Source organism: Arthrobacter sp. B055-34 (assembly GCF_059090425.1).
Window position 1 is genome coordinate 122,343 of the sequence record NZ_JBNHFQ010000008.1, and the last position, 24,994, is coordinate 147,336.

21 protein-coding genes are annotated in these 24,994 nt (G+C 64.0%); 9 read left to right on the forward strand and 12 right to left on the reverse strand.

All coding sequences use genetic code 11. The annotated features are described in order from the left end of the window. Positions 1-10: 10 nt before the first annotated feature. A complete protein-coding gene (locus tag AC5RWO_RS15915; protein ID WP_498732503.1) occupies positions 11-718 on the reverse strand; it encodes a GntR family transcriptional regulator in 708 nt (235 codons plus the stop codon). A gap of 120 nt (positions 719-838) precedes the next feature. Between AC5RWO_RS15915 and AC5RWO_RS15920 the strand changes: the two genes are divergently transcribed. Next, positions 839-1,786, forward strand: coding sequence for a flavin reductase (locus AC5RWO_RS15920; RefSeq protein WP_498732504.1), 948 nt, complete (start codon positions 839-841; stop codon positions 1,784-1,786). Between the two features lie 77 nt (positions 1,787-1,863). Then, positions 1,864-3,450: a BCCT family transporter gene (locus tag AC5RWO_RS15925; RefSeq protein ID WP_498732505.1), complete on the forward strand. Its 1,587-nt coding sequence runs from the start codon at positions 1,864-1,866 to the stop codon at positions 3,448-3,450. Between the two features lie 102 nt (positions 3,451-3,552). On the opposite strand, the gene AC5RWO_RS15930 is transcribed toward AC5RWO_RS15925, so the two are convergent. From AC5RWO_RS15930 to AC5RWO_RS15940, 3 genes are all read right to left on the reverse strand, one after another. Beyond that, entirely contained in the window at positions 3,553-6,153 is a 2,601-nt protein-coding gene (locus tag AC5RWO_RS15930) for an ATP-dependent Clp protease ATP-binding subunit (protein WP_498732507.1), read from the reverse strand. 476 nt (positions 6,154-6,629) lie between these two features. After that, positions 6,630-6,866 (reverse strand): hypothetical protein, encoded by a 237-nt coding sequence (locus AC5RWO_RS15935; RefSeq protein WP_498732508.1) that lies wholly within the window; start codon positions 6,864-6,866, stop codon positions 6,630-6,632. A 441-nt stretch (positions 6,867-7,307) separates the two neighbouring features. Continuing rightward, positions 7,308-7,634: a GYD domain-containing protein gene (locus tag AC5RWO_RS15940; protein WP_074699899.1), complete on the reverse strand. Its 327-nt coding sequence runs from the start codon at positions 7,632-7,634 to the stop codon at positions 7,308-7,310. 180 nt (positions 7,635-7,814) lie between these two features. Here AC5RWO_RS15940 and AC5RWO_RS15945 point away from each other — a divergent pair, with 180 nt between their 5' ends. Further along, positions 7,815-8,513 carry an alpha/beta fold hydrolase gene (locus AC5RWO_RS15945; protein ID WP_498732509.1) on the forward strand — a complete coding sequence of 233 codons (699 nt, stop codon included), beginning with the start codon at positions 7,815-7,817 and terminating at the stop codon, positions 8,511-8,513. Positions 8,514-8,632: 119 nt separating this feature from the next. On the opposite strand, the gene AC5RWO_RS15950 is transcribed toward AC5RWO_RS15945, so the two are convergent. The 4 genes from AC5RWO_RS15950 to AC5RWO_RS15965 all read right to left on the reverse strand — a co-directional run bounded on the left by AC5RWO_RS15950 (position 8,633) and on the right by AC5RWO_RS15965 (position 13,555). Then, on the reverse strand, positions 8,633-10,501 hold the full coding sequence (locus AC5RWO_RS15950; RefSeq protein WP_498732510.1) for a fibronectin type III domain-containing protein: 1,869 nt from the start codon (positions 10,499-10,501) through the stop codon (positions 8,633-8,635). A gap of 339 nt (positions 10,502-10,840) precedes the next feature. Further along, positions 10,841-11,359, reverse strand: a complete 519-nt coding sequence (gene lepB / locus AC5RWO_RS15955) for a signal peptidase I (protein WP_498732512.1) — start codon at positions 11,357-11,359, stop codon at positions 10,841-10,843. A 6-nt stretch (positions 11,360-11,365) separates the two neighbouring features. Next, the gene (locus tag AC5RWO_RS15960) at positions 11,366-12,856 is read right to left on the reverse strand and encodes a multicopper oxidase family protein (RefSeq protein ID WP_498732513.1); all 1,491 of its coding nucleotides are present in this window, start codon (positions 12,854-12,856) and stop codon (positions 11,366-11,368) included. A gap of 168 nt (positions 12,857-13,024) precedes the next feature. Beyond that, the gene (locus tag AC5RWO_RS15965; protein WP_498732514.1) at positions 13,025-13,555 is read right to left on the reverse strand and encodes a hypothetical protein; all 531 of its coding nucleotides are present in this window, start codon (positions 13,553-13,555) and stop codon (positions 13,025-13,027) included. Positions 13,556-13,792: 237 nt separating this feature from the next. On the opposite strand from AC5RWO_RS15965, the gene AC5RWO_RS15970 reads away from it, so the two are divergent. From AC5RWO_RS15970 to AC5RWO_RS15985, 4 genes are all read left to right on the forward strand, one after another. Beyond that, positions 13,793-14,743, forward strand: a complete 951-nt coding sequence (locus AC5RWO_RS15970; protein ID WP_498732515.1) for an AfsR/SARP family transcriptional regulator — start codon at positions 13,793-13,795, stop codon at positions 14,741-14,743. Positions 14,744-14,863: 120 nt separating this feature from the next. Next, the gene (locus AC5RWO_RS15975; RefSeq protein WP_498732516.1) at positions 14,864-15,223 is read left to right on the forward strand and encodes a hypothetical protein; all 360 of its coding nucleotides are present in this window, start codon (positions 14,864-14,866) and stop codon (positions 15,221-15,223) included. An 8-nt stretch (positions 15,224-15,231) separates the two neighbouring features. Continuing rightward, positions 15,232-15,480 (forward strand): hypothetical protein, encoded by a 249-nt coding sequence (locus AC5RWO_RS15980; protein ID WP_498732517.1) that lies wholly within the window; start codon positions 15,232-15,234, stop codon positions 15,478-15,480. A gap of 22 nt (positions 15,481-15,502) precedes the next feature. After that, positions 15,503-16,513, forward strand: a complete 1,011-nt coding sequence (locus tag AC5RWO_RS15985; protein ID WP_498732519.1) for an ATP-dependent DNA ligase — start codon at positions 15,503-15,505, stop codon at positions 16,511-16,513. 76 nt (positions 16,514-16,589) lie between these two features. On the opposite strand, the gene AC5RWO_RS15990 is transcribed toward AC5RWO_RS15985, so the two are convergent. Together AC5RWO_RS15990 and AC5RWO_RS15995 are read right to left on the reverse strand one after the other, a co-directional pair. Continuing rightward, the gene (locus AC5RWO_RS15990; RefSeq protein ID WP_498732521.1) at positions 16,590-18,926 is read right to left on the reverse strand and encodes a glycoside hydrolase family 3 protein; all 2,337 of its coding nucleotides are present in this window, start codon (positions 18,924-18,926) and stop codon (positions 16,590-16,592) included. A 750-nt stretch (positions 18,927-19,676) separates the two neighbouring features. Continuing rightward, entirely contained in the window at positions 19,677-20,330 is a 654-nt protein-coding gene (locus AC5RWO_RS15995) for a response regulator (RefSeq protein ID WP_498732522.1), read from the reverse strand. 256 nt (positions 20,331-20,586) lie between these two features. Between AC5RWO_RS15995 and AC5RWO_RS16000 the strand changes: the two genes are divergently transcribed. Next, positions 20,587-20,967 (forward strand): LexA family protein, encoded by a 381-nt coding sequence (locus AC5RWO_RS16000; RefSeq protein WP_498732523.1) that lies wholly within the window; start codon positions 20,587-20,589, stop codon positions 20,965-20,967. Beyond that, positions 20,960-22,279 (forward strand): Y-family DNA polymerase, encoded by a 1,320-nt coding sequence (locus tag AC5RWO_RS16005; RefSeq protein WP_498732525.1) that lies wholly within the window; start codon positions 20,960-20,962, stop codon positions 22,277-22,279. The genes AC5RWO_RS16000 and AC5RWO_RS16005 overlap by 8 nt, the downstream gene beginning before the upstream one ends. A gap of 67 nt (positions 22,280-22,346) precedes the next feature. Here AC5RWO_RS16005 and AC5RWO_RS16010 read toward each other — a convergent pair whose 3' ends face one another. Together AC5RWO_RS16010 and AC5RWO_RS16015 are read right to left on the reverse strand one after the other, a co-directional pair. Then, on the reverse strand, positions 22,347-22,727 hold the full coding sequence (locus AC5RWO_RS16010; RefSeq protein WP_498732526.1) for a universal stress protein: 381 nt from the start codon (positions 22,725-22,727) through the stop codon (positions 22,347-22,349). Between the two features lie 35 nt (positions 22,728-22,762). Further along, entirely contained in the window at positions 22,763-24,991 is a 2,229-nt protein-coding gene (locus AC5RWO_RS16015) for a tripartite tricarboxylate transporter permease (protein ID WP_498732528.1), read from the reverse strand. Positions 24,992-24,994 lie beyond the last annotated feature (3 nt).

The following is a 24,994-nucleotide window of genomic DNA, read 5'->3' on the forward strand; positions in this document are numbered from 1 at the left end:
AAGGATGTCTTCAGTCAGTTCGGTCGCGCGAATCCGTCAGGACTTCGCGGGAAGATGCATAGACGTGGTTGCGCATGGCCGCTTCGGCTCCGAAATGGTCTTTGTCTTTGATCATGGCCAGCACGGTGCGGTGTTCCGAGGTGGAGGAGCTGATGCGGCCAGGGTGACCGGCCGTGCGCAGTACCAGCCGGTGGTAGGCCAGTTGGTTCATCAGCCGCTCGTAGTGCTCGGCAAGTTTGCTGTTGTCCGCACCCGTGATGATCGTGTGATGGAACTCGTGGACCAGCTCGGCATAGCGTTCGACGTCCTGCTCGGCCGCGGCTTCGTCGGACTCCTCCACGTTGCGTTCAAGGATGGAGATCTCCCGTACTTTGCCCCGGCGGGCCAGCAGGCCTGCTGCGAGTCCTTCGAAGCTTTCCTTGAGCTGGAACAGTTCGACAATCTCGCGTCGCGTGGGTTCACGGACGAAGGTGCCGACCTTCGGGCGGATCTCCACCAGACCTTCATGCTGCAGCTGCTTCAATGCCTCGCGGACGGGAGTGCGGCTGACGTCGAATTCCTGCGCGAGGAATACCTCGGACACTGGGGCTCCGGGTGGATAGTCGCCGCCGAGGATAAGGGTGCGCACCTTGTCGAGCAGCGGCTCTCCCTGGAGGGCACCATTTCTGCCCGGCTGATTCACGATCGTCTGTTGCATACATGAGAGATTATGTTGCATGCATCACGTCGTCAAGTGGGGGCGGCAATTACTGAAAAGAATCCCTATGTTTTCAGGACTTTCCGAGTTTTTCGATTTGCCTGTTGACCGTTGGACGTGATGCAGATTACGCTATCTGCCATGCAACAGACTTTTGAGAACGCAGTAGCGAACGCATGGGAAGCCGCTTGGGACCGCGGAGAAGTGGAAGCGCTTGGCTCGCTGGTCACTCCGGACTACGTCAGGGTCAGCAAGGGCAGCGGCAAGGCTTCCAGCCTTACGCAGCACCAAAATGAAATCCTCGCGATCCGGGAAGGATTCCCGGATCTGGTGACTTCGGTCGATGCTGTGGTCGTCAACGGTGAGACCGCTGCGATTTTCTGGACCTCGACCGGGACGCATACGGCTCCGTTCATGGGCGTACCGCCCACGGGACGCCGGGTGCAGACGCGCGGCTCCAATTTCCTGACCATGGAAAACGGCCTGATCAAGCAGGAGACCGTTACCTGGGACAGCAGCGAACTGCTCGCGTCCCTCGGCATCCGCCATCTGGGCGACGCGATGGCACCGGCAGACCCCGACGTCGTCGTCGATTCGCTCGCGGGTGAGCCGGACCTTGAGATCATGAAGACCTTCAACCGGCAGTTCGTCACCGGTGTTACCGTAGTCACGACCAACGAAAACGGCGTTCCCAAGGGGCTTGCGGTGAACGCCTACGCCTCCGTTTCGCTGGAACCGCCGCTGGTCATGGTCTGCATCCAGAAAACATCCTCCACCTACCCCGCCCTGTTCGCCTCCAGCCACCTGGGCATCAATATCCTGAGCAACCAGCAAAAAGACACCGTTTCCACTTTCGCCTCAAAATCGGCGGACAAGTTTGCCGATCTGGACTGGCACGCAGGCCCCAGCGGATCACCGTTGATCGACGGATCTTCCGCGGCGCTTGAAGCCGAGATCCGGGAACGCTTCCAGGCGAAAACCCACACCATCTTTATTTGCCGCGTCCGCCACGCAGAAGTGAGCGAGACGTCGCCGATGGTATATCAGGCAGGCCGCTTCTTCGACAGTGAAGGCCTGTCCCAGCTCTGACGTCCGTGCGACGCCCTACTCCTGAGATTCGGAGACCACTCATGGTTCAACAAATCACCCGTCCGACGGTGGATGACATGCCTCAAGATAATTTGCCCGACGAGCCGAACGGCGCCGGTACAACGCGCCTTGGTGCCGTTTTCTGGTCGTCCATCGCTCTGATCGCGGCCTTTGTCTTGTGGTCTTCGGTGTCGCCTCAGAGTCTGGGCGACGTCATGACGGCCAGCATGAACTGGGTGGCAGCCTCCGTGGGATGGAGCTACCTGGTGGTGACTCTGCTGTGCATCGGTCTCATGCTCTACCTGGGCTTCAGCCGCTTTGGTGGAATCCGGCTCGGCTCCGATACAGACCGGCCCGAATACAGTACGTGGGCGTGGCTGGCCATGATCCTGTCGGCTGTGATGGGGATCGGCCTCATTAGTTACGGTGTGGCGGAACCCATTTCCCATTTCATGGCGCCGCCGCATGCCCTGGCGCAGCCCGAAACGATGGAAGCCGCAGTCCGGGCCATGCAGTTCAGCTTCTTCGATTGGGGCCCGCATGCCTGGGCGGTCTTCGGAATTTTCGGCCTGGCGATCGGGTATTCGACCCACCGCAAGAAGCGCCCCGGCTTGGTTTCCCCGATGCTGCGTCCGATCTTCGGCAAGCTGGTGGACGGGTGGTTTGGCAAGATGATCGACGTTTTCGCCATCATCGCCACTCTCTTTGGCACCACGACTTCGCTGGGGCTGGGCGCCTCGCAGATCGCCGAGGGCCTGGGACGTGTCTTCGGGGTCTCGTCCGGCCTCGTCACCCAGATTCTGATTATTGCTGTGGTGACGGTCCTCTTCACCCTTTCGGCGCTCTCCGGCGTGAACCGTGGCATTAAGTACATCAGCCAGATCACCATGACGCTGTCGTTGGCGTTGGCCATCTATGTCTTCATCGCCGGCCCGACCAACTTCATTTCCAACCTGTTTTTCCGGTCTGTCGGGCAGTACTTCAGTGACTTCCTGCAGGTCAGCCTAATAACCCCCAGCACCCCGGACAATCTGCAGTGGATGCAGTGGTGGACCTACTTCATGATGGCTTGGTGGCTCAGCTGGGGCGCTTTCGTCGGAGTCTTCCTGGCGAAAATTTCCCGCGGTCGCACAATCCGCCAGTTCGTGGCAGGCGTGCTCGGCGTGCCCAGCCTGGTCTTCTTCGCCTGGTTCACGATCTTTGGCGGCTCCGCCATTCAGATGGACATGAACGGCGCAGGCATCGGTGCGGCGACAACTGAGAACATCAATAGCGCATTCTTTGCAATGCTGGAGAATCTGCCGCTAGTCCAGCTCACAGCAGTGGTCACGGTTGTCCTGGTTGCACTCTTCTTCATATCGGGTGCCGACGCGAACACGTTTGTCCTGAGCATGCTGTCCTCGAAGGGAAGCCTGGAGCCAAGCAAGCCGGTCCTCGGGCTGTGGGGCGGACTGACCGGAGCCTGCGCGGTTCTCCTGCTGCTGGTCGGCGGGCTAACGGCCCTGCAGCAGGCGGCGATGCTCTCAGCGTTGCCCTTCACCGTCATCGTGGCCCTCCTCGGAACATGCTTGGTCATGGAACTGAGGAAGGACCGGGAGTTCGAGGCTCTGCGGCACGCACGGCTCAAGGACCTGGAAGAAAAGGGTAAGAACACGCCGGCTTAGGTAGCTGCTGGTCAGATTAGACAAAGAGCCGGCCGGGAAGATGCAACTCTTCCCGGCTGGCTCTTTGGGTGCCTGACCGCTCAGGCAACGGTGCCGCAGGCCTTACGCGGCCATCGGCGCTTCCAGGCCTGCGGAAACCCGCAGCTGTCCGCCGTCGACGGTCACGGTGACCCTTCCGCCGTCGTGCAGTGCCTCGGTAACTAGCAGGTCCGCGATCCGGTCATCAAGCTCGCGCTGGATGACGCGGCGCAGCGGCCGGGCGCCGTACTCCGGTTCGTAACCGGCCTCGGCGATCCACGCCACGGCCTCCTCGCTGACCGCCAGTCCGATGCCCTGGGCCTGCAGCCGGGCTTCGGTCTTGCCCAGCTGCAGCCGGACAATCTCGCGCAGCTGCTCCTGGCTGAGCTTGCGGAACAGCACGATCTCGTCGATCCGGTTGATGAACTCCGGCCGCATGCTCTCGCGCAGCCGGCCCATCACCCGGGCGCGCAGCTCCGGTTCGGAACCGAAGCCGTCGCCGTCGTTGTTCGCGGTGAAGCCCAGGGCGCCGCCCTTGCTGGCCAGGAATTCCGAGCCGAGGTTCGAGGTCATGATGACCACGGTGTTGCGGAAATCCACCGTGCGGCCCTGGCTGTCGGTGAGGCGGCCGTCGTCGAGCACCTGGAGCAGCAGGTTGAACACGTCCGGGTGGGCCTTCTCGATTTCGTCGAGCAGCACCACGGAGTACGGCCGGCGCCGTACGCGTTCGGTCAGCTGGCCGGCCTCGTCATAGCCCACGTAGCCCGGGGGAGCCCCGACCAGGCGGCTAACGGTGTGGCGCTCGCCGAACTCGCTCATGTCGAAGCGCGCCATGGCCTTCTCGTCGCCGAACAGGGACTCGGCCAGCGCCTTGGCGAGCTCGGTTTTGCCCACGCCGGTGGGGCCGAGGAACAGGAAGCTGCCCACGGGCCTGCCCTCGTCGCCCATGCCCGTGCGGTTGCGCCGTACGGATTTGGCGATGGCGGCCACCGCGTCGTCCTGCCCGATGACCCGCTGGTGCAGGTCCTCCTCGAGGCGGGCGAGCCGTGCGCGGTCGCCCTCGGTCAGCCGTGCGGCGGGAATGCCGGTGGCGCGGGCGATGATCGCGGCGATCTCGGTCTCGCCCACCACGGACGGTGAGCGTACGACGCCGGCGCTCGCCCCGCCGTCGTTGGCTTCCGTTGCGCCGTGGCCGGCCTGGGTTCCCTCGGCGGCGGCGATCTGCTGGTTCACCGCCTCGATCTCGTCGCGCAGGCGGGAGGCTTCCTCGTAGTGCTCCTCGGCCACCGCGGCGTTCTTGGACGCTTCCAGAGTTGCGGCCTGTTCCCGCAGCGCCGCGACGTCGACGCGTGGACCCCGCTGCAGGCTCAGCCGCGCGCCGGCCTGGTCGATCAGGTCGATCGCCTTATCCGGCAGGAAGCGGTCCGTGATGTACCGGGCGGACATTTCGACGGCGGCGCGGATCGCCTCGTCGGTGTAGGTGACGCCGTGGTGTTCCTCGTAGCGGTCCTTCAGCCCCGCGAGGATCCGGACCGCGTCCTCGACGCTGGGCTCGCCGACCGTGACCGGCTGGAAGCGGCGTTCCAGTGCCGGATCCTTCTCGATCTTGCGGTACTCACCGAGCGTGGTGGCGCCGACCAGGTGCAGTTCGCCCCGGGCAAGGCGCGGCTTGAGGATGTCGCCGGCATCCATGCCGCCCTCGCCCGAACCGCCCGCGCCGACCACGGTGTGCAGCTCGTCGATGAACACGATCATGCTCTGGCTGTTGGCGCTGATCTCGTCCATCGTCTTGGTCAGCCGCTCCTCGAAGTCGCCGCGGTAGCGGGTTCCGGCGAGCATGCCGGGCAGGTCGAGGGAGACCACGCGCTTGCCGCGCAGCTGCTGCGGGACGTCGCCGGCCTCGATCGCCTGCGCCAGGCCTTCCGCGATGGCGGTCTTGCCTACGCCGGCTTCGCCGATCAGCACCGGGTTGTTCTTGGTGCGCCGGGCCAGGATCTCGATAGTCTGCTCGATTTCCTCCGATCGGCCGATCACCGGATCCAGCTTGTTCTCGCGCGCCAAAGCGGTCAGGTCCGTACCGAACTGGTCCAGCATCGGGGTTTCCGAATTTTCGGCGGCCGCGTTTGAGCCCTGCCGGTTGCCCGCGCCGTTGGACTGGGCTTCCCGGGCACCTTCCTGCAGCGACTGCGGCGTGACGCCGGCCGCAGCCAGCAGCTGTCCCGCGGGCGACTCCGTGTTAAGGACGAATGCGATGAAGAGGTGTTCGGGGTCGATGTAGGTGGACCCGAAGGAGCGGGCTACCTGGTGGGCGTCCAGCAGTACGCGCTGGGCCGACTGGGTGAGCGACGGCGGAGTATCCGGCTTTTCGTCCGATTCTCCCGGCAGTCGCTGCTCGGCGGCCTTGGCGATGGCGGCTGGCTCGGCGCCGGCCTGCTTGAGGTTGCTGGCGGTCGGCTCCTGTTCGACCATGACGCGCAGGATGTGCAGCGCGTCGACTTCGGAGTGGCCGTGGTCGGTGGCGAAGCGGGCCGCGTAACCGAGCAGCTCATGCGAGCGGCGGCTCAGCAGCCGGGTGATGTCGATGGGGCGCCGGGCTTGTGCGGCCCGCTGGCCCTGCAGGTAGCGGGCCAGGAATTCGTCGAATGAGCCGCTGCCTGATGCTGCAGGTCCGAAGAACAATGGCATGTATCCTCCTCAGGAACTTGAGTACCTTCGACTCATGTTAACGCTGAGGCTGGAGAATTATTCCGCCTGCCTGAAAAATTGAGCGAAGTTGGCTCAGGTCTGAGGTTCTTTGGGCTCGTCCGTCATCGAAAAACAATCCGGATGACATCGTTAGTTAACGTGACGGCGCCAGACTGGAAAGCGCGCCGCTATGGCAGGACTCCCGCACAAACCGTCCACTACGAAGATCGGTTGCTAGAGATGATCGCCCAAGAACCAGATCCCGCAGCTCCGCAGTCTCATCACGTTGGCCAGGAACGGCCCGACCTGGCCAACCTGCATGTTCGCGAAGACGTAGCGCGGGCCGGCCGCTGTGCCAACCTTCACCTTCCGACTGGCCGGACCTGCCTCCTGCCCGAACGCCATCCCGGTACCTGCGATTTCACCGAGCCGCGGGAAGCTGGGGAGGCGCTGCAGTGAAGCCGCACGCATAGCGCCTAGTGTCCACCCTTGGACCGGGAACGTTCCTGAGTCTTTCCCTTGGAGGCGTGGAATGAGTATTCGGACTTGGACCCGCTGCTGTCGGAGTACGAGTATTTGCCGTGCGTTTCCTTGGTCCCCTCGTCGTCCATGAGTTCATGGCCATGGCTGGCGATCTTCCAGGACGAGTCCTTGCCGTATCCGCTGTGCTCGTTGTACTGGACGACTAACTTTGAGTTGGGAGTCGTCACCATGTTGTACTCGTAGACAGACCCGGAATCTTTGTAAACGTGCGCTCCGTAACTGCTCCGTGCCGCCGACACGGGGCCAGCTCCCAACGCTACGAGTGCCACGGTTGCTAGTACGTCGGTTACGACTTTCAAGATGTTGTTGTTCATAGTTCTGCCCCAATTGCATAGATATAAACGGGATCTGTGCGCGAAGACGTCGTCGTCACCGCGCACACTTTCCCATCGGGCTAAACGCCCTCAGCTGTGAATTTCCCCTTCCGGAGCCCCGTCCCAACGGGATAACCCCGGAACCCCTGCGGGGAGGATGGATGACCTCCGACCGCAGATCCGAAATGAGATTTCTCAAGGTAGGAGCGGAAGCTGGGTACAAGCTGAAAATAACCTTGGCGAAGCCTTGGTCGGGCAAAATCGGGCCGAAAGTCCCGCCGTCGTACGTTTTTGAAATCAGGTGCCGGGAGCGCGGTAGCGGACCTGGTCGGCGTGCCGCAGCGCCTGCATCGTGTCGTCGACCGTCATCAGCACGGTTGTTTCCAAGGTGCTCAGCGCGCCGCCTCCGGTGATGGCGAGCGCCACGGCGGCCATGGAAACGTTGTCCGGGGCTTCCCACAGCGTGTATCCGTCATAGGAACCGAAGGCGTACCAGAAACCGTGGAGCTTGCCGCCAACCGCCTCGATGTACGCCTGTGCGGCTTGGCGCCGGTCCTCGGGCTTGCTGATCAACCTGGCCCAGGTCTCCGGAGTGTAGCTGAACTTTGAAAGATAGAGCGGCATGTCTATTCCTCTCGTCCACCGGACCGGCGAAGTTGCGGTTCGGCTTAAAGTCTAGATCCGGCAGCCTCGAAAAGATCGGGTATCTCCCGTCCTGATTGCGGGCTCTTTTCTGCGGGCTGGCGGCAGCAGTTTCGGGCCGGTGCGTACCATTTGCGATTGGGCCCGCGTAGGGTACCGGGCATGGATATCATCCTTGTTCCCGGATTCTGGCTGGACGCTTCCTCGTGGTCGGAGGTCACGCCGGCGCTGGTCGCGGCAGGCCACACAGTCCACCCTTTGACGTTGCCTGGGCTGGAGTCCGTGAACGCATCACGGGCGGGTATCGGGCTGCGGAACCATATCGACGACGTTGTTGCGGCGGTCGATGGGATTGACGGGCAGGTAGTGCTGGTCGGCCACTCCGGAGGCGGTGCCATCATCCACGGCGTCGTCGATGCGCGACCGGTGCGCGTGGCTCGCGCTGTCTACGTGGACAGCGGTCCGCTGGCGGACGGCGGCGTCATCAACGACGAACTGCCGGCGGAAGGCGATGAAATTCCGCTGCCTCCCTGGGACGGCTTCGACGAAGCTGATCTTGTGGATCTGGACGACGGGCTTCGGGCGGCTTTCCGTGCACGGGCCATACCGCAGCCGCGCGGGGTCGCGTACGACAAACAGCACTTGACCGACAAGCGGCGCTACGACGTTCCGGCCACCGTCATCGCGTGCGAGTTCCCGTCGTCAGTGCTTACCGAATGGATCGCATCCGGCCATCCCTATGTGGCGGAGCTGGCGCGCATCCGCGAGGTTGAGTATGTGGACCTGCCCACGGGGCACTGGCCGCAGTTCACGAAACCTGCCGAGCTCGGCAAGGCCATCCTTGCCGCAGTAGAACGCTGAATCGAACGCGACAAAGGACCTGTCCGCCGGGGTGATCCGGCGGACAGGGCTTCTGGACAATGGGCTGCCTGCCCGTCGGGTTTGACGGGCAGGCAGCCATGATTTTGCGTGGCTTTGCGTCAGCGGCGGCTGGTCGCGTTGATCGTAGCTGATCCTCCAGCGGAGGATGTCACCTTGATAGTCGGTGTGTAGGCGGTGGTCGAGTTGCGGCCTCGGTAGGTCCAGGCGCCGTCAGCCCCGACGGTGGCAGTGCCGATACGGGCGCCATCAGCGTTGGTGATAGTGATGGTGTTGCTGGTGGTGATGCTGGCGCTGCCGCTGATGCGCCACTCCCGGTCCCGCGTACGGAACTCTGCGGTCCCCGTCAGCTGGTCGTTGGGAGTCAGTGTGACGGAGGCGTTGGATCCGAAGGCTGCCGCTGCGCTGTCCCCGGCGGCGCTAGTTGCGTACAGACTCAGTGTGTAAGTGGTGCCGTTGGTCAGTCCTTCGAGTACGGCGTGGCGGGCTGCGGCGTCGGTTTCGACGGCGATCGGCTCCCCGGTCTCAGGAGTGGCGGCGAGGCGATAGCCGGTGATCGGGGTGTTGCCCGCGGTTGCCGGCTGCCATTCGACGTTGGCAGAGCCGTTGCCGGGAACGACCCGAACCACGGTGGGCGCAGTAGGAGCGGTCAGTTTAGGCGAGCCGAGGGCATACCTGACGGATTCGGCCGGCGTCTCACCGGCGGCGCTGATGGCAGTGACAACGAAGCCATACTCGCTGCCCCCGGTCAGCCCCTCGAGCAAGGCAGAGGTGGCGCCAGCTCCAGCGTCAGTGGTGGCAGCGACGGTGCCATCGCCGGCCATCGCATCCACCCGGTAGCCGGTGACGGCGGACCCGTTCGCGGCAGCGGCGGTCCAGGTCACCTCCGCTGAACCGGCCATGGAGCCGTCCTTGACGCTCACGCCGCCAGCTGCAGCAGGTGCACCAGGTTCGCTGGGCGCAGCGTCACTGACCATGACGGTCCCGCCGGAGGCAGCGGTGCTGCTGGACTGGCCATTCATAGCGACAACTTCTACCGGGTAAGCCTGGCCGTCCACGAGTCCACGCAGGGTCGCGGCGGTTGCTTCCGCGCCGACGTAAGTGCTGACTTCCTGGTTGAGCACGGTGTCCTTGGCGATCAGCTCGTAGCCGGTGATGGCCGGAGCGTCGGCCGGAACTGTCGCCGGCTCCCATGTGGCGGTAATGCTGCCGCTGCCATTGGCGCTGGCGAAAACATTGGCGGGGGCGTTCGCGGCTTGGCCGGTGGGTCCGGCTGGGCAGCCTCCGAAGCCCGGGCCATCGATTTCCTTGAACTCGGAGATGGTCAGGCCGAGCTGCATCTCGACCCCGGTGGCGTCTGCCTGCCAGGTGGCTACGGCCGGATCGCCGGCGAAGGCTGCATCCCGCTCTGCCGCGGAGAAGAAGCCATAGGTCACCGTGAAGTTGCCGCCCTCCGCGGTTCCTTCGACGGCGTAGGTGGTCGGAGCATCGTCCGACGGCCAACCGATGGCGCGCTCGCCGATGCCCATGTCTCGCATGTCCGGGTTGACGATCTCGACTTCCATCCGGGCGGGATCGACGTCCTCGCCGTAGGTGCCGTTGATGACGACCTGGCCTTCCACGTCGCCCGCTGCGTCCGTGGCAGGCATATCAACCTTCTCGACTGAATCGATCTTGGCGGAACCGGTGACGGCGCCGTCACTGCTGCCATCGGCGAACTGCACGTTGACCTCGTCGCCGCCCTGAATATTCGGAGTGACCATGCCCCAGCAGACACCGCCGGGATGGTTGACCTCAAGGAAGCCGGTGGTATCGACGGTGCCGCTGGTCATACCGATAACGCTGCCACCGCGGGTGACCGTGATATCGGCCTTCTGCCCGGCCTGCGCCGCGTAGCCTTCGATGGCTACCATGTCGCGCTTGGCAAAGATTTCGATATTGCCTGGTCCTGTTGGCGGATTGGCTGCCATGGCGGCTTGCACTGTGAACAAGGCCGTGGCGGAAAGGCTTGCTGCGGTAAGGGTGACCAGAGCTGTGCGCGTCCTACGCTGCCCCTGGCCAGTTGGTCTGTGTTGCATTTTCTTACCCTTCAGGAATTGCGGACCGGCAGATCCGCTGTTTGTGTGCCCGGGCCGTTGGCTGACCCTCGACCCGAGCTGATGACATTTCCCCCGGTTTTTCCTGTGCCGCTGCCGTTTATGGCGTCCAGGAATGAGATTGAGACTGTCTGCTGCTTCTTGAAAATTCCTTAGCTTCCCGGTCGCAAGATCCGGCGGGCGCGCCAGAGGAACAGATGTCCGGATTCGCTCCTACTTTCCCGCTCCGAGCACCAGGCCCTGGAGGGAGGAAAGCGGCAGCGTACCGAAATCGCGGGAATCGATGGAGCGCTCGCGGTTGTCTCCTAGCACAAACACTTCCCCGGGAGGCACATGCCGCAAGGAGAAGTGGGTGCCGTCAATGGACTTGTAATCCACAAACGGCTCATCCGGAGCGATGCCATCGACAAACAGCACGGCGTCCCGGACCTCCACGGTCTGGTTTCCCACGGCCACCACCCGCTTGATCATCGTCGAATTGTCTTCGGGCGACTGGAAAACCACTACGTCGCCGGGATGGATTCCGGACAGCTGGGGTGCCGCCTTGAAGACAAACACCACGCTGCCCGGATTCAGCGTGGGCTCCATGCTGTCCGAATCCACGAAGGCGGGCTCCACCACCCAGATTCGGATGGCCAGAAGGCTGGCCAGGCCCAGCAGGACCAGTCCGCCCCGGCCCCTCCGTTTCCGGGGACTGGAAACGGAGGGACGTTGTGTCGCGCCGGTAGGCATGACGGCTTAGTCCGGGTCAGTGTCGAGTTCCGCCATGGCCGCCGTCATCGGATCACAGGGGTCTGGATCGTCTTCGCCCAGGCCCACCCGGAACTGGAACATCATGGAATGGTCCTCATGCGGCAGATTATGGCAGTGGACCATGTAGCGGCCCTCATGCGGGCCGAACCTCATGACGAGGTCCACCTTTTCGTTCTCCCCGACGTAGACCACATCCTTGGGCCCGCGCTCCCAGGCGAAAGGTGCCTTGCCGTTGCGGCTGAGGACCCTGAAGTCGACCAGGTGGATGTGCACCGGATGGAACCACCCGCCGGACTTGTTCTCGATCTCCCACACTTCCACGGAATTGAGCGCCGGATCCGCGCTGGCCAGTTTGAAGTTGCTGGCGATCACGTCTTCCCAGGTGACGCCGTTGAACGTCCACGGTTCAACCACGCCGTCCTTTTCCAACCGGAAGCGGCGCTTTTCGTCTGCGTCGTCGTCGGTCAGGGACATGACTTCGCTGTCCACCAATTTGGTAGGAATTTGGTTCCACTTCGGGTCCGATTTCATGTCGGCGGCGGCAGCAACGACGTCGAACCTCATCACCTTGTTGGTGTGGTCGTAATCGCGGTTGTTGTCGTTGGAAAGATTCTTCAGTTCCACTCGTGTCCCGGGCGTGTATTTGCTGAAGTCGATCAGGACTTCGTACCGCTCGGCCATGCCCTGGCGAAAATTCTTGACGGACTGGGTCGCTGGCATGAGGCCGCCGTCCGTTCCGACTATGTGGAAGGGCTGGCCGCTGCTGAGGGCGAACCGGTAGGACCGCGAAATGGAGGCGTTCAGGACACGGAAACGGTAGACCCTGGGCTGTACCTTCATCACCGGCCACGGCTGCCCGTTGACCAGAATAATGTCGCCCCACAAACCCGAATGTTCCCGGTCGTCGTAAGCGAGGGAACCGTTCGCTGCAAACATCGCATCGCTGACCACCAAGGGCACATCAAAGTCGCCCTGCGGCAGCAATTCCCGTTCCAGCTGATCATGCATCACATACACCCCGGCCAGACCGGAATAGACGTTCTGCGCGGTGAAATGGACGCCGTGGTCGTGGTACCACAGTGTCCGTGCGGGCTGGGAATTCGGGTAGTGGTAGTCCTTGCAAAAGCCTGGCTGGATGACATCACTGGCGTAGCCGTCATACTGAGGCAGCGACGCCGAACCGTGCAGATGCGTCGATGCCGCCAACAGGTGGTGGTTCCACTGCGGGTGGTTCTTCGGCATCCGGTTGCGCATGTGCACCACTGCCTTGGTGCCTTGGTCGAGCTCGATCGTCGGACCGGGAAATATTCCGTTGTAGCCCAGAATTCCGGTCTTTTTCGTCGGCAGGATCTGGGCTTGCGCTTGGCGCATCGCGAGGGTGTAGTGGTTGACCGGGGTGCCGTCGGATTCGTAGCTGACTGAATCCGGCTTAAGCCGTGGCGGTCTGGTAAATGCCGCCTTGTATGGCCGAGGCATATCCCGCGAACTTAGTTGGCTGGCCGATTTGGCACTCACGGTAGAAATGGGGACGGTTACCAAACCGGCCCCGACAACTCCTAGACCTCCCCAGGTGAGGAGTTGCCGTCTTGTTACTGACATATCGAGTCACTTCCCAATGATGACTTCGTGGATCAAGCTGGCTGCTTAGCCAGCCGTGTGGTGTTCGACGCCGAGGGAGAGTCGGCTGCCGGCGGCGTCTTCGAGGACCAAGGCGATGGCCTTGTCCGGAAGTTCGAACACCATGGTGGTGTTGGCGAATTCACCCTGGGCCAGCGTCGTGGAGGACGACGAGGTCCACAGCGGGCCGGGCTTTCCCGAGCCGAGTCCGTCAACGAAGAATCCGCCAGGATCCAACGGCAAGCCGGTCTTTTCCAAGGCGGTGAACTGCACCTGGATGCGAACGCGGTGTGTGCCTTCCTGCGGATTTTTCTGGAGGGCAGCCACAGGAGAGGGCGGCTGCCATCCATCGCTTTCGAGCGGAACGACCCCGGTAATGCTGGCCACCCCGCCTTCAACCTCAGCAGATGCGCCCAGCGGAGCACTGGTTTTCACCTCTGCGGTGAGGAACAGGTACCCGAACGCAAGTCCGAGCACAGCCACGAGCGCCAGGGGAATGGCGATCGTGCGACGGCCAGTTTTTGCCCGGCCGTCAGTTCTGACATCTATTGCTGACATGTCGCCATGATTCGCCGAAAACTTGCAAAAAACTTCGGCCGGGACACGCTGAAATCTGCATCCCTTCGAGCGCCCTAGTTCTTCCATCAGCACTAGGGTCCGAGGTCCCGGGTCCCGCTCCCCGAATTTGAGGGTGCACCCTACCCTCCACCGTGGGCTGGTGAACCGGCGGCAGTACGCCGACTATTAGGTCAGATGCCCGCTAGGGCGTTGGTTTATCGGGGGTTGGGGCACATCATGAACAGACTTATTGGTCCATCCGTGGGTATTTCCATCAAACTCATCGGTCCCTTGCGCGTGGAGCGGGACGGGCAGGTATTGACGGCGGCCAAGCTCGGCAGCCCGAAGGCCCGCCAGATCCTGGAAATTTTGGCGCTGCAGTTGGGCCGGCCGGTCCCGCGGGAACAAATCATCAATATCCTCTGGCACGGCAGCCCGCCGTCGGCGGCCAGCGCCACGGTGGAAAGCTACGTCAGTGTCATCCGTCGGAACATACAGCCAGGGCAGGCGAAGAAGGGCCCGCTGCGCACCGACAAGGGCAGCTACATTCTGGACCCGAAGCTGGTTCAGGTGGATCTTGACCTGTTCGAACGGACCATCGGCGCGGCAGACGGCACCAAACCGGCGGAGGCTTATTCTAAGCTCGTCAGCGCGCTGGAGCTGGCGTCCGCGCCCTTGCTGAGCGATGAGCTGACTTTCGAATGGGCGGAGTCAGCTCGCGCCCGGCATGCGGCGCAAGTCGCCGACTGCAGTGCCAGGGCAGCCGAGATGGCACTGAAGCTGGGAAAAACGGACGAAGCCGTCCACTGGGCGCGGCAGGCTGTTGCGGCGGAGCCGCTGAACGAACGCGCATGGACAGCTTTGGTGGACGGACTGGAACAAGGAGCGCGCTACATTGAAGCGCTGCAGGCCTACGACAACTGCCGGCTGCTGTTCCGTCGTGAGCTGCACTGCAACCCAGGACCGCTGCTGCAGGCCGCACATGCCCGACTGCTTCACTCCACGTCCGACGAGGACGCGGAGCTGGAGGAGGTGCTGTCCGCGCTGATCTGCTTGAACGAGCGGGTCAAGAGCCGGACAGGCAGAGCGTGCACATTGAAACAATCCGATGGCCGGGATACTACTGTCTACGAGACCGCCGGCAGCGTGATCGACTCCTTCCTGCGCAGGGCACTCGCATCTGCCTGAGCTATTTTCCCCTTCCGCGGCCTAAAAGTGGCCCCGAGGCATTGTGAACGCAACAGGCTCATGCCTAGTCTTGAAGCGGTGAAGCAGGCGCCGCAATTCCCATTCCTTTGAGAAGGACTAATGGAACATAGTTTGAACGTCTGCGTGTACCTCGATACCGACATGACTTCGGTCCGCATCGAAGTCCGCGGCTGTGTAACCGCCCGGAACTACAAAGCGCTCCTGCCTCTGCTGATTCGTACCAAAGGCCTGGCCGCTGATGCGCAGATCTGTCTTGACCTGCGCGAGGCCGATTATCTGGAGCCAACTGTCCTGGACGCCCTCGGCTACACCGAGTTGGGCGAAATGACCGGAAAGCTGGAGATCGCGGGAATCGGCAGTATGAGCATTGTCCTTCCCACGAATTCAGGCGCTTGCAGGCAGGGCGAACTGCCGGACAGCAGCCAGCCGATCAGGCCGGCACAGCCGGCAGCAGCGTAGGTATTTCGATGACCGCCAGCAGTCTGCCGCCGGATGCGCCCTTCCCCGCTGACCTGACCACGCTTTCGGACACGCGGCTCCACGTGCTCAACAGCCTGTTGCACCGGCAGCTGGATCTGGAATATCAGCGTGCAGGTTCCCCCGACCCCGAGACGGAATTCCGCGTCGACGAGATCCGGCAGGAACTCGACCGCAGGGACGCGAACGACCTCCTGCGCAGGGCCTCGAACGGACGTCCTGCCGGGGCGCCGGTGTAGGCATGGCGTTCCGGTTCGCTTAGTGTCCGACCGCCTGCCGCCGGAGCTGCGGCCACCGCTGGACGTGGCGTTGGCCCGCAGTGTCCCAATGATCCCCAAACCGGGCGCCCTGCCCGGCGGATGCCTCTTTGAACCCAAATGGGACGGCTATCGGCTCCTCGTCTGCCGGGACGGTGATGACACGTTCTTACAGTCCCGCCAGGGCAAGGACCTCACCCGCTACTTCCCGGACCTGGTGGCAGCTGCTCACGAGCACCTGCCGCCCGGATGTCTGGTGGACGGTGAGGCAGTGATCTGGTCGCAGAACCGGCTGGATTTCTCGCTCCTGCAGCAGCGTCTGAGTGCATCTGCCCGCTCCTTGTGGCATCAGGTTGAGGACAAGCCCGCGCACTTCGTCGCTTTCGATCTGCTCGCAGTGGCCGGCCATGACATTCGGCAGGAGCCGCTGCGCGACCGCCGCGCACTGCTCGAGGAACTGGCCAAGGAATGGTCCGGCCCATTGGAGCTGTCGCCGGTGACTGCGGATCCGGAAAAAGCCGCCGCCTGGTTCCGCGATTTGCCGGCAACCGGCGTCGAAGGTCTGGTCATCAAAGGCGCCGGTCAAAGTTACGACGGCGGCCAGCGCCAATGGCTCAAGGTCAAGCACAGGGAAACGCTGGACGTCGTCTGCGCAGCCGTCATCGGTCCGATGGCCAAGCCGCAAGCAATCGTCGCCGGCTTGCCCCTCGACGGTGAGCTGCGGATAGTGGGGCGCTCTGTTCCGCTCAAGCCGGCGGCGGCCAAACTACTGGGGTCGCGGCTGCAGCCACCTGCCGGCCAGCATCCATGGCCGCAACGCGTGAAGTCCACCGCGATGGACCGGTTCAACGCCACCAGGGAAGGGACCGAGCTGACCCTCATCGAACCCATCGTTGTCGAGGTCTCCGCCGATACGGCCTGGTCCGGGCAGTCCTTCCGGCACCCCCTACGCTACTTGCGTTATCGCCCGGAGTTGGACCCGGATGACGTCTCGCCGCCACCAGATTCTCCCTGACCTAGCCATTCGCGCGGCACAGTGAAGCGGCGGACCACCGTTCTGGTAGCCCGCCGCTTCAATGGAAGAGAAAGCGTTACTCCTTGTAGCTGAGGCCGAAACCGTAGGGGAAGAGCGCCCCGTCGTCCGTTTCGTCGTAACCCGGAGTGTCGCTGTTCTGCTGGAGGATCGCCTCACGAGTTCCGGCCAACGCGAAGGGCATCCGGCCCTGCGGGTTGAACTCGCCCGAGACGACGTCCATGAGCGCCGTGGTGGTGTTGCCGAAGTTGGCGAGGATGGCACCGGCGTCGCGTAGGCCGCTGGCCTCGTCGAGCACGAACGGCTGGCGGAAGTAGATGTCGAGCACGGTGTTCTCGGCACCGACCTCGGTCATCACCTGCTGCACCGCGTCGAGCGACGGGGTGACCTCCCATGACTCGGCGTCCTTCATGCCGGTGAAGTCGAGCGTGCTCGACTCCCACGGGAAGGAGCCGCCGAAGCGCAGCCCGTCATCGGTGCACGCGCCACCGCCGTTGACCACACACGCGTCCGCCGCACCGTACGGGCTCTGCCCGTCGAGGCCGTCGAAGCCCTCGATGGCGCTCGGATTCATGTGCTCGGGGTTGAGGCCCGTGGCCGGGTCGTTGCTGACGTAGCCGCCGGTGTTGACGTTCCGCGCGGTCATCGAGATGAGCGCGACGTCGGCGTCCGCAGCAGTGCGCTGCTCGGCCGGGTCGTTGCCGTCGATGACCTCGTAGCCGGAGGCCGCAACCTCTGCTGCGTCAACGTTGCCGAGCACGTACACAGTTTCGTCGCCGTCGAGGGGGAGCACGGAGTCGCCGTCGACCTCCTGGTTCTGCAGCAGCACGGTGGACTTGCGCTGCAGGTCGAGGGCGACCTCGCGGTTCTCGTCACTGCCGACCGTGGCCGTCGCGACCACGGGGTCGACGTATGGGTCCTCGAACAGGCCCATCTCGAACATCGGGGCGAGAAGGCGCTCCGCGGCGAGGTCCACACGGTCCTCGGTCACGAGTTTCGCTTCGACGAGGTCGGTGATCGTTTGCACCTCGTTGAACCCCGAGAGGGTGTCCGTGCCACCGTTGATGGCCGCGGCGACGCGCTCGGGAACGGTAGCGTCCTCGAGTCCCCAGGCACGATCGTTGATGATGCCGGTATCGGAGTTTACGTAGCCGTCGAAGCCCATCTGGTCGCGCAGCAACCCGTTAACGATCTGGTCGGAGAAGGCCATGCCGACCTCGTCGTAGTCCACGCCCTCGTAGGTGACGTCGACCGGCACGCCGTAGTACGGCATGATCGACGAGACTCCGGCCTCGATGGCGGCCTCGAAGGGCTTGAGGTGGTAGCCGAAGGCATCCCCGGGGTAGACCTGCGCCTTGCCGAAGGCGTAGTGCGGGTCGAGGCCGAGCTCCTGCGGGCCGCCGCCCGGGAAGTGTTTCATCGTGAGCGCGACGTCGGTCTCTGCACTCAGGGAGTTGCCGTCCTTGCCGACCTCACCCTGAAGCGACTCCACGAGCTGGCCCATGATGTTCGCGCCCAGGTCGGCGTCCTCGGTGAACGTCTCGTGCGTGCGGTACCAGCGCGGCTCGGTGGACAGGTCGGCCATGTAGCCGTACATGCCACGCAGGCCGATGGAGGACCATTCGTCGCCCATGACGTCGGCGAAGTCCTCGACGACGGACATGTCGCCATCGGTCGCCTCGCCGGTGGCCTTCGCCTGCTCGCCGAGGGCGGCCGCGGCGATGCCTGCTTCCTTGGGGAATGCGGAGAATGCGCCGGATGCCTCGTTGATGCCGGCCCTGGCCTGGGGATCGATGTGGTTGCGGGCGTTCGACTTGTACAGCACCGGGATGCCGAGACGGGTGGCCTCGCTCAGCTGCTGGATCTCGTTCATGAACGTCGCCGCCTCGCCCGGGGTGACGCGCACGTTGGTCCCGAAGCCGCCGCCGCTGGGCTGGCAGGCATCCCGCTCACCGCTGTCGACGACGTTGCGGAAGATGAACCGGTGCATCTGCTGGCTGTCGATGTAGTCGCGGGCGGTATCGGGTACGGTGCCGAACTTGCCAGTCGCTGGGTCGCACGAGGCGTTCACCGTGTCGATGAGCATGAGGCCTGCCTTCTCCTCAAGCGTCATCTGCCCGACGAGATCGGCGACTCGAGCCTCGACCGGCTTTCGCCAGTCCTCGTAGACGTCAAGCTTGCCGTTGCCATTCAGGTCCTTGAACTGCCGCCCCTTGACCTTGATGATCTCCTTGGCGCGGGTCTCCAGCGCCGCGGGCTTTCCGTGATTGCCCTCATTGGTGGACTGGGGCGCAGCGGCTACGGCGCCGGCGCCCAGGATGAAGGTTAGTGGCAGCGCGGCGGCGAGGCCCACCATGCCGCGCCGTCGTCTCACGCGCGAATTGGCTGTGGTCAACGAAGTTCTCCTTTGAACAGAGTTGGAGAGGCGCGCAGTGCGACGCTCCCCACGGTGTACCGAGGACCCGATCGCGGCCGTCGGTGCCCGGGAGCATCCCGGGCATTACCCCCAGTCTCGGTGACCCTCGACACGGTGGGAAAGGAGTTGCCATCTGTTGCCCTCGTTCGGGGTGCCGATCCTGGCCCGACACAGTCACCGATGAGCAACGGGCTCAACCTGCACGTGAGGACGCTGGACACACGATAGCGGGCCCACGATGTCGTTGGAATGCCAGACGACATCATTCGCGGCAACCGCTGAGTCGGGTTATCTGTTCAACCTTTTTGAAGTTCCCGGCGTCTGTTGGGATAAGGGGATCCGGAGCCCGGCGGGCTGGGGCGAGCGTCGCCGGACTCCGGAGTCTTGATCACTTCGGGACCAGTGTCAGCGGTTTCTGGGGATCAAGATAGGACCAAGCTTGCCCTGCCGTCCTTCGAAAAATCTCAGTCCCAAAAATCAATCCCCAACGGTCCCCCTATTCTGGGGATGGTTTCCGACTATGTCCCGGAAGCCGCGCTATAGCTCAGCACATCAGGGACCTGCCCGTTAGCAGCGATGGGGACGCCGCGGGTGAAATCCGCCCATAACTTTCGAATCTTCCGGCCGTGGGCGTCAACGGTCGCCCATGAAGTTTCGGTTAGCAATTGCGAACCAGCCCAGGCCTGCTCGTTGCCGACCCCTAGTGAAAGACCATGGGGGAGCAGGCCGCTAAACCGGCTGGGCCGGTTCCAGCAGCTGCATCCGCCTGGCCACGGCCACCGCTTCCAGCTGCGTGTGCGCGTCCAGCTTCGACAGAACGGATTTCACGTACCCACGACAGGTGCTGATCGTGACATTCAGCCGCTTGGCCGAAGTCTTGACGTCGCAACCTTCTGCCAGAAGCGACAGAACCTGCCGTTCGCGCCTGCTCAAGGTCGGCAGGCCGGGCGCGCCGATGGGTGCCGCGATTGGCACCAGGAAGGACGGATGGATCACCATGGCACCGGGCCGAGCGTGCTCGATCGCATCGAACAGCGAATCGACTGTGCCGTGCAGCGGCAGCAGTCCGCAGATGCCCAGGTCCGCCGCACGGCCAAGCAGGTCGTGGGACGGGTGGGCGGTCAGCAGGATGATCCGCGTAGCCGGTGAATCGGACAGGATCTGCTCGGCCGTCTCCAGGCCCTCCCTATCAGGCAGCCGATAGTCAAGGACCACAGCGTCCGGCTGCAGGCCACGGCACAGCACGATGCCTTCCGCCGCGCTGCCGGCAAAGCCTCCGGATAGGAGGTTGTGGGATGCAAGCGCCCCGGACAGCAGTTCTGCGAACAGCAACTGGCCGCTGATTATCGCTATACATGGACGGTTGTCCGTTGGTTCGTTCATCTGAGGGTCCCCCACCCTGTATGACTCAGCCGAGGAGGTGGTCGGGGCTCGTGCCCGAATCTGTGCTGTCTCCATCGCCTGTGGATCATAATCGTGCCAGCGGCAACTCAAGCGTTGGGCCGGTTCTTGCGCAAAATTAGCTCAAGAAATTCCCCATCCACCCGGTGGTAAGGTTATCCATCGAAGATAGATTCGAAGGGCGGCGGCTGCTGTGTTCGGTATGGAAACGCCTTCACCATCCGGTCCAGGCCCGGAGATGAACGACGACGACAGCGGGCCCGGGGATGCGCGCGGGTTTCCTTCTCCTGCGCAGGACTATTTCCACGGCGGCATCGACCTGAACCGGCATCTGATCCGCGACCGTACCTGCACCTTTGTCATGCGGGTGAGCGGCAATTCCATGGCTGCGTCGGGCATCAGCGACGGCGATGAGCTCATCGTGGACCGGTCCCTTACCCCGCGGGACGGCTCCGTAGTTGTGGCCGTGGTCAACGGTGAACTGATCATCCGGCGCCTGCATCTCTCCGGCGACCACGTCAGACTGCAGACGGACGACGGCGGAGTCCCCACCGAAGTGCCCGAGCTCGCCGACTTGAGCATCTGGGGCGTCGTCACCCGGTGCCTGCACCATGTCTAGCGAACCAGCACTCTCCGGGTCTAGCGAACCAGCACTCTGCGGCGGACGCATCGCGCTGGTGGATGTCAACAATTTCTATGTCTCCTGCGAGCGGGTCTTCGACCCCGCGCTCGAGCGGCGTCCCGTCGTCGTACTCTCCAATAACGATGGCTGCGTCGTGGCGCGCTCCGAGGAGGCGAAGCAGCTGGGCATCGCCACCGGAACGCCGTGGTTCAAGGTGGCGCCGGAGGCCGAGCGGTGGGGGCTGGTGGCCCGTTCCAGCAACTACGAACTCTATGGCGATTTGAGCGCGCGCGTGATGGAGGTCCTGGGCCGCTTCGGCAGCTGGCAGGAGGTCTACTCGATCGACGAGTGTTTCCTGGGGCTGCCCGGGGATGAACGGCAGCTCCTCGGGACGGCCGCACGGATCCGGGCGGCCGTCATGCGGCACGTCGGTGTTCCGGTGTGTGTAGGAGTAGCCGGCACCAAGACGCTCGCCAAGTTCGTGAACCACATCGCCAAGCGCAATCCACACATGCAAGGCGTCTGCTCACTGGACTCCATGCCGTCCGCGGAGGTCGCGCGGATCCAGTCGCGCGTGCCGGTCACGGGGCTGTGGGGCGTGGGCGGCCGGACCGCGAAGCGGCTGAATGCGATGGGAATCGAGACTGTCGCGGATTTGAAGGCGGCGGACCCGCAACTGATCCGCAAGCGGTTCTCGGTGGTGCTTCAGCGGACGGTGCTGGAACTCAACGGAACTGCCTGCATCCCGCACTCCGAGGAGCGGGCCGACAAACAGCAGATCATGTTCTCACGCAGCTTCTCGACGCCGGTAACCAGCGCAGAGGAGATGGACCAGGTGATGGCGGTTTACGCCCAGCGCGGTGCAGCCCGAATGGCGGCCGAGGGTCTGAGCGCCTCGGTGCTGACGGTGACGGCGGGAACCAGCAGGTTCGGCGGCGGGGAGAAGTCGTTTCCCTCCGCAAGCGCCCGGCTGCCGGTGCCGACGCAGGATCCCATCCAGCTGACCAGGACGGCGGTGGCGACAATGCGGACCTGCATCACTGAAGGGACTTCCTATGTGCGGGCGGGTGTTTTGTTTACCGGACTCGAGCCGGCCGACGGGCAGCAGACGCTGGATCCGTTTGTCAGCGATCTGGACCAGCGGCACATCGGCGACCTGCTCGGCAGCGTCCGCGCCAAATTCGGCGAAGCGGCCATCGGCCTCGGCCAGGGCGGGCTTGCCGTTCCGGCCGCCTGGTCCATGAAGCGGGACTTCTCCTCCCCGCGCTACACCACCGAGTGGAGCGACCTGCCGGTGGTACGTGCCTGAGGCCTTAAACAACTCGTCCCCGGGCATCGCTTGCATGCAATGCCCGGGGACGAGTTTCATTTCCCGGTCAGTTCGCCTTGACGGTCAGGACCGGACAGCCGGCGTCGAGCAGGATCCGCTGCGCGTGGCTGCCGAGGATGAGCTTTCCCACCCGGGAACGTCGGCGCAGGCCCAGGACGATCAGGGCGACCTTGCGCTCCTGCTCGGTCTGCAGCACCAGATCCGCTGCGTCATGGATGACCGACGACGGCGGCAACACGGCAACCGTACGGCCTCCACTGTTGAACTCGGCCGGATCGATGTCCAACTCCGCCAGCGACAGCTCCCGTCGATCGGTGTCGATATTCGCGATCAGCACATCGGAGTCGAGCCGCCCGGCTTCTTCGACTGCACGCCGAACTGCGGTCCGGCCTTCAGGGGTGTCGGTAAAGCAGGCGAGGATTGTCATCGTTGGTTCCTTTCGCTTTCGTATCGTTCGCTGGCTCAGCCGACAAGCTGGCTGAGCCAGCCCTGCGGCAGGTCGATGGGCAGCAGTGTCGGCAGGGCCAGCAGTACCACGTAGAGAACGGCCGTGTAGATGATCGTCGTCTTGGTTTTGGCCCGGGCGACGATGAGCAGGAAGGCCGGAACGAAGATCATGACGGCAATGAGGTAGCCAAGGATGCCGATCAAAATCAGGAACCCTGCCATCCAGCCGAACGTCTTGAAGGCGAATCCTGCCTCTTTGGTCCAGCCCGGCCCATACCCTGGGGACGCCTGGCCGCTCGCAGGGGCGTCGCTCGTTGCCGGCTCCGCCGAAGGTAGGGCAGTGGACACGGAGCTGGCGGCCCGGCGGGAGCCTGTCCCCGTGCCTGCCGAGGAAATCGATTCGGTGGAGGTTGAGCCGGTGACCCCGGCGGAACCAGCCGAGCCGCTGGCGTGCGCGGAGCTGGTGGACCCAGTGACGATGGACGACGACGCCGCTTCCACCGCAACCCGCTCGGGCATGGCGGCTCGGAGCTGCCCGGCCCGTCGCCGGATAAGGATTTCCTGGCCGAGCAGGGCAAGGCCCATGATGAGACCGCCCCAGCCGACCAGCTGCGGCACCAGCCGTGCTTCCGGGGAGAACCCGGAGGAGACGACCAGCGAGCCAGCGAAGATCACGATGACTACCAGTGCGGTGGCCAGCGACCAGGTGGAGTTCTTCAGCGGGCTTTCGGCGTCGACGGCATTCTCCTGCGTCGGGTCGTCGTCGCGGTCCAGCCGGCGGCGGGCACGGATCCACTTGAAGATGTTCCACAGGATCGGCAGCACCAGGATCGCCAGGAACACCATGGTGCCCGGACGCAGCATCCACTCGAACCCGTTGTATAGGCTGTCGGTCAGGAAGTAGTAGCGTTCCAGCGGAATGGCCAGGACAAAGCCGATCAGGAATGGAGCCCGCGGGAAGCCGGTGGACTTCAGGACCCAGCCGGCCACGCCCAGCAGCACCATGACCCAGAGGTCGCCCAGCTGGCCGCCCTCCTGGAAGGAGCCCAGCAGCATGACCGCAACGAGGCCGGACGCCAAGACGGCGAACGGAACCTTGGTCAGTGAAGCCAGCGGGCGCACGGTCAGGAAGCAGAACAACGCGCCGAGCACGGAGGCAATGGCGAAGGACCAGATGATCAGGTACATCAGGTCAAGGTGGTCCGTGATGATGGACGGTCCCGGCTGGATCCCGTAGGTCAGCAGCATGCCCAGGAGCATCGCGGAGGGGACGCCGCCGGGGATGCCGAACAGCAGCGTGGGGATCAGGTCCCCGGCCTCCACCGAGTTGTTGGCGCTTTCCGGTCCGACGATGCCGCGCGGGTCGCCCTTGCCGAACTTGCGCTTGTCTTTCGCAGTGGCCACGGCCTGGCCGTAGGCCAGCCAGGTGCCGGCGGTCGCGCCGACGCCGGGGAGCACGCCGGCCCAGATGCCGATCAGCGAGCCGCGGATGACCTGCGACCAGTGGGTGAGCCACTCGCGGATACCCGAACCCCAGCCGCCCGTGACCTTGACCGGAGCATTTTCGCCGCGGCGCTGGCTGGCCCGGGACGCGATCTCCGCGAGACCGAAGATGCCCAGCGCAACGGCGACCAGGGAGAGCCCGTCGCCGAGGAACAGGCTGCCGAAAGTGAAGCGCTCTTCTGCGGTGGTGGGCGAGGTGCCCACCATGCCGAGCAGGAGGCCCATGAGGCCGGCGACCAGGCCCTTCACCACGTTGCCGCGTGAGAGAACCGCGGCCAGCGCGACACCGAGGACGGTCAGCATGAACAGTTCCGGGCTGGCAAAGGAGAGCACCAGCGGCCGGGCCAGCGGGATCGCCAGCGTCAGGCCAACGGCACCGATGAGGCCGCCCGCCATGGAGGAGAGGAAGGCCAGGCTGAGTGCACGTTTGGCCTGGCCCTTGCGGGCCATTGAGTAGCCGTCGAGCATCGTCACCGATGCCGACGCCGATCCCGGTGCGCCGAGCAGTACCGCCGAGACGGTGTCCGAGGTATGGACGACGGCGAGGGCTCCGATGAGCAGGGCCAGCGCCGGGGCGGGTTCCATACCGAAGGTGATGGGCAGCAGGATCGCCACCGCTCCGGTGCCGCCGAGGCCCGGGATGAGGCCCATGACCAGGCCTGCCACAACGCCGACGAGCAGCATTAACAGCAGTGCCGGGTCCGCCAATGAGGCCAATGCGGCCATAGCTGAATCAAGCATTGT

Coding starts and splice junctions, on each gene's coding strand:
- AC5RWO_RS15915 (WP_498732503.1), bottom strand. CDS start 718: ATGCAACATAATCTCTCATGTATGCAACAGACGATCGTGAATCAGCCG.
- AC5RWO_RS15920 (WP_498732504.1), top strand. CDS start 839: ATGCAACAGACTTTTGAGAACGCAGTAGCGAACGCATGGGAAGCCGCT.
- AC5RWO_RS15925 (WP_498732505.1), top strand. CDS start 1,864: ATGCCTCAAGATAATTTGCCCGACGAGCCGAACGGCGCCGGTACAACG.
- AC5RWO_RS15930 (WP_498732507.1), bottom strand. CDS start 6,153: ATGCCATTGTTCTTCGGACCTGCAGCATCAGGCAGCGGCTCATTCGAC.
- AC5RWO_RS15935 (WP_498732508.1), bottom strand. CDS start 6,866: ATGGTGACGACTCCCAACTCAAAGTTAGTCGTCCAGTACAACGAGCAC.
- AC5RWO_RS15940 (WP_074699899.1), bottom strand. CDS start 7,634: ATGCCGCTCTATCTTTCAAAGTTCAGCTACACTCCGGAGACCTGGGCC.
- AC5RWO_RS15945 (WP_498732509.1), top strand. CDS start 7,815: ATGGATATCATCCTTGTTCCCGGATTCTGGCTGGACGCTTCCTCGTGG.
- AC5RWO_RS15950 (WP_498732510.1), bottom strand. CDS start 10,501: ATGGCAGCCAATCCGCCAACAGGACCAGGCAATATCGAAATCTTTGCC.
- lepB (WP_498732512.1), bottom strand. CDS start 11,359: ATGCCTACCGGCGCGACACAACGTCCCTCCGTTTCCAGTCCCCGGAAA.
- AC5RWO_RS15960 (WP_498732513.1), bottom strand. CDS start 12,856: ATGCCTCGGCCATACAAGGCGGCATTTACCAGACCGCCACGGCTTAAG.
- AC5RWO_RS15965 (WP_498732514.1), bottom strand. CDS start 13,555: ATGTCAGCAATAGATGTCAGAACTGACGGCCGGGCAAAAACTGGCCGT.
- AC5RWO_RS15970 (WP_498732515.1), top strand. CDS start 13,793: ATGAACAGACTTATTGGTCCATCCGTGGGTATTTCCATCAAACTCATC.
- AC5RWO_RS15975 (WP_498732516.1), top strand. CDS start 14,864: ATGGAACATAGTTTGAACGTCTGCGTGTACCTCGATACCGACATGACT.
- AC5RWO_RS15980 (WP_498732517.1), top strand. CDS start 15,232: ATGACCGCCAGCAGTCTGCCGCCGGATGCGCCCTTCCCCGCTGACCTG.
- AC5RWO_RS15995 (WP_498732522.1), bottom strand. CDS start 20,330: ATGAACGAACCAACGGACAACCGTCCATGTATAGCGATAATCAGCGGC.
- AC5RWO_RS16000 (WP_498732523.1), top strand. CDS start 20,587: ATGAACGACGACGACAGCGGGCCCGGGGATGCGCGCGGGTTTCCTTCT.
- AC5RWO_RS16005 (WP_498732525.1), top strand. CDS start 20,960: ATGTCTAGCGAACCAGCACTCTCCGGGTCTAGCGAACCAGCACTCTGC.
- AC5RWO_RS16010 (WP_498732526.1), bottom strand. CDS start 22,727: ATGACAATCCTCGCCTGCTTTACCGACACCCCTGAAGGCCGGACCGCA.
- AC5RWO_RS16015 (WP_498732528.1), bottom strand. CDS start 24,991: ATGCTTGATTCAGCTATGGCCGCATTGGCCTCATTGGCGGACCCGGCA.